At 61.5% G+C, this 3,912-nt stretch carries 6 protein-coding genes; all 6 read right to left on the bottom strand.

The genetic code is table 11. The features are described from left to right. A partial coding sequence (surE, locus tag VFG26_RS14415) for a 5'/3'-nucleotidase SurE (RefSeq protein ID WP_325026512.1) occupies window positions 1-504 on the bottom strand: 504 nt, incomplete at its 3' end. Between the two features lie 8 nt (window positions 505-512). Continuing rightward, window positions 513-1,793, bottom strand: coding sequence for a serine--tRNA ligase (gene serS / locus VFG26_RS14410; protein WP_325026510.1), 1,281 nt, complete (start codon window positions 1,791-1,793; stop codon window positions 513-515). A gap of 121 nt (window positions 1,794-1,914) precedes the next feature. Then, complete coding sequence (locus tag VFG26_RS14405; RefSeq protein ID WP_325026508.1) at window positions 1,915-2,067, bottom strand: hypothetical protein; 153 nt, start codon at window positions 2,065-2,067, stop codon at window positions 1,915-1,917. A gap of 218 nt (window positions 2,068-2,285) precedes the next feature. Beyond that, the gene (tatC, locus tag VFG26_RS14400; protein ID WP_325026506.1) at window positions 2,286-3,122 is read right to left on the bottom strand and encodes a twin-arginine translocase subunit TatC; all 837 of its coding nucleotides are present in this window, start codon (window positions 3,120-3,122) and stop codon (window positions 2,286-2,288) included. Between the two features lie 4 nt (window positions 3,123-3,126). Beyond that, entirely contained in the window at window positions 3,127-3,630 is a 504-nt protein-coding gene (gene tatB / locus VFG26_RS14395) for a Sec-independent protein translocase protein TatB (protein WP_325026504.1), read from the bottom strand. 47 nt (window positions 3,631-3,677) lie between these two features. Further along, window positions 3,678-3,890 carry a twin-arginine translocase TatA/TatE family subunit gene (locus VFG26_RS14390; RefSeq protein ID WP_325026513.1) on the bottom strand — a complete coding sequence of 71 codons (213 nt, stop codon included), beginning with the start codon at window positions 3,888-3,890 and terminating at the stop codon, window positions 3,678-3,680. Between the last annotated feature and the right edge of the window lie 22 nt (window positions 3,891-3,912).

The following is a 3,912-nucleotide window of genomic DNA, read 5'->3' as shown; positions in this document are numbered from 1 at the left end:
GAAATTGATGTTGATGAGCGACTTCGGCGCCCATTTCTCGTCCAGCAGCTTTCTGATCAAGGACGGCGCGTGCGCGAGCGGCGTCTCCCAGATCGCACGGCGGGCGCCCTCTTCGAAGCCCATCATCAGCGATAGCGCGATGGAAGGAATGCCCAGGATCGCGCCTTCCATGGCTGCTGCCACCGTTCCCGAATAGGTGACATCCTCAGCGAGGTTCGAGCCGTGATTGACGCCTGAGAGAATAAGATCCGGCGGCTGACCCTTCATGATATGGCGCACGGCCATGATCACACAGTCCGTCGGCGTGCCGGCGATGGCGTGCGTGCGCTCATCGATCGTGCGGAGGCGAAGGGGCGAGTGCAGCGTCATCGAGTGCGCGGTGCCCGACTGGTTCGTCTCCGGCGCGATCGTCCAGACATCAGGCGAAATGCCGAGCGCAATCGCCTTCAGGATTTCCAATCCCCGCGCATTGATGCCGTCGTCGTTGGTGATCAGAATTCTCATGAAGGTGGTCAGGCTTTCTGGATTTGCGTGAGGCCGCCCATGTAAGGGCGAAGGACTTCGGGCACGACGACGCTGCCGTCGGCTTGCTGATAGTTTTCGAGGACGGCAACCAGCGTGCGGCCGACAGCGAGGCCGGAGCCGTTCAGCGTGTGGACGTAAACGGGCTTGCCACCATCTTTCGGGCGATAGCGCGCATCCATCCGGCGGGCCTGGAAATCACCGCACACCGAGCACGAAGAGATCTCTCGATACGTGTTCTGTCCCGGCAGCCAGACTTCGATGTCGTAGGTCTTCTGCGAGGCAAAGCCCATGTCGCCCGTGCACAGGAGCATCGTGCGGAACGGAAGGCCGAGACGCTTCAAGACTTCTTCGGCGCATGACGTCATCCGCTCGTGCTCTTCAAGCGCCTTGTCGGGCGTGACGACGGAGACGAGTTCGACCTTCGAGAACTGATGCTGGCGGATCATGCCGCGCGTGTCGCGTCCGGCGGCGCCCGCTTCAGAGCGGAAGCACGGCGTCCACGCCGTCATGCGCTTGGGCAGCTGCGCTTCATTGAGGATCTGCTCGCGCACGAGGTTCGTCAGCGAGATCTCGGCGGTCGGAATGAGCCAATAGTCGTTCGTCGTCTTGAAAAGGTCTTCAGCAAACTTCGGAAGGTTGCCGGTGCCGTAGGCTGCCTGATCCTTGACGAGTAGCGGCGGGTTGACTTCGGTGTAGCCGAACTCGCTCGTGTGAAGATCGAGCATGAAGCTGCCGATGGCGCGTTCGAGGCGCGCGATGGCGCCCTTCGTGACGACAAAGCGCGCGCCGGAGATTTTCTGCGCGGCCTCAAAATCCATGAGGCCCAGCGCCTCGCCGATCTCGAAGTGCTGTTTCGGGGCGAAGTCGAACGCCTTCGGCGTGCCGACCTTGCGAACTTCGACGTTGCCCGTTTCGTCCGTCCCGAACGGCACGTCCTCGCGCGGCGTGTTGGGAATGACGGAGAGCGCATCGCGGATCTCCGCATCGAGCTGGCGCTCGTCTTCCTCGCCCTTGGCAATCGCCTGTTTGAGTTCGGCGACTTCGGTCATCAGGCGCGATGCGGTCGCTTCGTCCTTAGCGGCCTTCGCCTTCCCGATCTCCTTGGACGCCGCGTTCCGCTGCGATTGGGCTTCCTGGAGCGAGGTCAGCAGCGCCCGGCGCTTCTCATCCAGCGCGATCAGGTGAGCTGCCTGCGGCTCGAGCCCACGCCGCCGCAAACCCTCATCAAAAGTTTCGGCGTTGTCTCTGATCCATTTGATATCGAACACGGGGTGGCCTCTTCGCGAGCAGGTGCTTGAGGCCGTCCTATACGATGCGTTTGGTGCGGTCCAGAGCCCGCCCGAAATCGGGGATAACGCCGATGCTGCCGGCGTCATCCCCTTTAGGACGTTAGTGGCAGTCCCAGATGCCGTGCGGGGTGTAATTGCCCGACTGGCAGGCCGCCACCAGTCCGGCGTCGTCAATTGGATAGGCGCTCGCCATGGAGCTTGCCGTGGCCGAGAGCGCGGCTGCGGCGACAAGAACTTTTAAGAATGCACTCATCAAAAAACTCCTCGTTGTACGTGAGAAGATGTACGTCACAAATGTCGAGCTTCGCCGCCGACGCGATGCTCGCGGGTAGAGCTATCTTTGATATCGGGGTGCGTTCCTGCGGCATTTGCGAAAGCCGCGCATTTCCGTCAGCATAGAGATGAATAGCAGCTATGCCGCGACTCGTTCTCCACACTACGCGGCTTCGTCAGCTAGCAGACGAATGACAGCTATGCCTGCTGCTCGGTCTTTTCTTTCGCCTGCCGGTTCTCGACGAAGCGGACGGCCAGGATTGAGATTTCGTAAAGGCCGATCGTTGGCAGCGCCATGATGCACATACTCAATGCGTCGGGCGGCGTCAGAATGGCGGCGGCAGCGAAGATGCCGACGATGGCGTAACGCCGTCCTTTCGCGAGGGTGTCTGACGTGATCATGCCCGTTCGCGCGAGCAGCGTCAGGACGACAGGCAGCTGGAAGACGATGCCGAAACCAAAGATCAGCGTCATGATGAGTGAGAGATACTCGGAGACCTTCGGCAAGAGCTCGATCGAGGGCACGCCCTCGCCCGACATTTGCGTCAGGCCAATCGAGAAGCGGATCAGCACGGGCATGGCGATGAAGTAGACCATCATCGCGCCTATGACGAAGAGCACGGGCGTCGCGATCAGATACGGCAGGAACGCACGGCGTTCATTCTTGTAGAGGCCGGGCGCAACGAACTTGTAAATCTGCGTAGCGGCGACCGGGAACGACAGGAACGCTGCGCCGAACATGGCGAGCTTCACCTGCGTCATGATTTGTTCGAGGAAGTGCGTGGCGATGAGCTTCACGTGGTCGCTTCCCGACGCCCACATGTAGGGCCAGACGAGCACGTTATAGATGTGGCCTGCAACGGAGAAGCAGAGGAAGAACATGATGACGAAGGCGCCGAGTGCCCAGATCAGCCTCTGCCTTAGCTCGATCAGATGATCGAGCAAGGGCGCTTTGCTGGCGTCGATCTCCTCCTGGCCTTCGCGCAGGGGCTCGGCGCCCGGGCCTGTCGCCGACGGCGGTAACCGCTCCTGCATGGCGCTAGGACTCCGTACGCTCTGCGGGGGAAGGCGCTTTTTCGGGCAGCGCTATCACTTCCGGTTTGTCTGGTAGCGCTTTGGGCTCAGCCGCCGGCGGCAAGGCTGCGGCCGGCGTTGCGGCGGATGTCAACAGCGGCGTCTCGGCTGGTGGGGGCAAGGCTGGTTCTGGGGGCGATGCTGGCAACACCGGGGCGGCCGGTGCTGCCGTGACAGCGGGTTGAGCGGCGGGGCTCGCGGCTGCCGTCGCGTCGCTGATCGAACCCTTCGCCTTCATGACTTCCGAGTTGATCGCGTTCTGCATCTGCTCGACTTCCTTGCGCATCGAGTCGAGCTCGGCTTCGCGCATGGCGGCATCGAACTGGCCTTTGAACTCGTTGGCATGGCGGCGCACGATCCCGGCGTACCGGCCGAGCGTGCGCATGAAGACAGGCAGCTCCTTCGGGCCGACGAAAACAAGCGTCACGATCCCGAGGATCAGAAGCTCGCTCCAGCTGATATCAAACATCGAGCAACCTTGTCGGGATCAGCCGCGAACTCACGAGTGTGAAGGGATCATCCGACCTTTGTGCGGTCCGGATTGACAGCGTCGTTCTCGATCGTACGGGGCGCGGGCTTGACCACGGGCTCTTCGTCCTCGCTCATGCCCTTCTTGAAGCTCTTGATGCCTTTGGCGACGTCTCCCATCAACTCCGAAATTTTGCCGCGGCCGAACAGCAGCAGCGCGATGACGAGCAGGAGGAGAATATGTTGCGCACTCAAACCCATTGAAAAACCTCTCGGCGGCAGC

This window comes from Hyphomicrobium sp. (genome assembly GCF_035687085.1).
In the GTDB taxonomy this organism is placed as follows: domain Bacteria; phylum Pseudomonadota; class Alphaproteobacteria; order Rhizobiales; family Hyphomicrobiaceae; genus Hyphomicrobium_B.
This window is presented reverse-complemented; position numbering and strand designations above follow the sequence as displayed.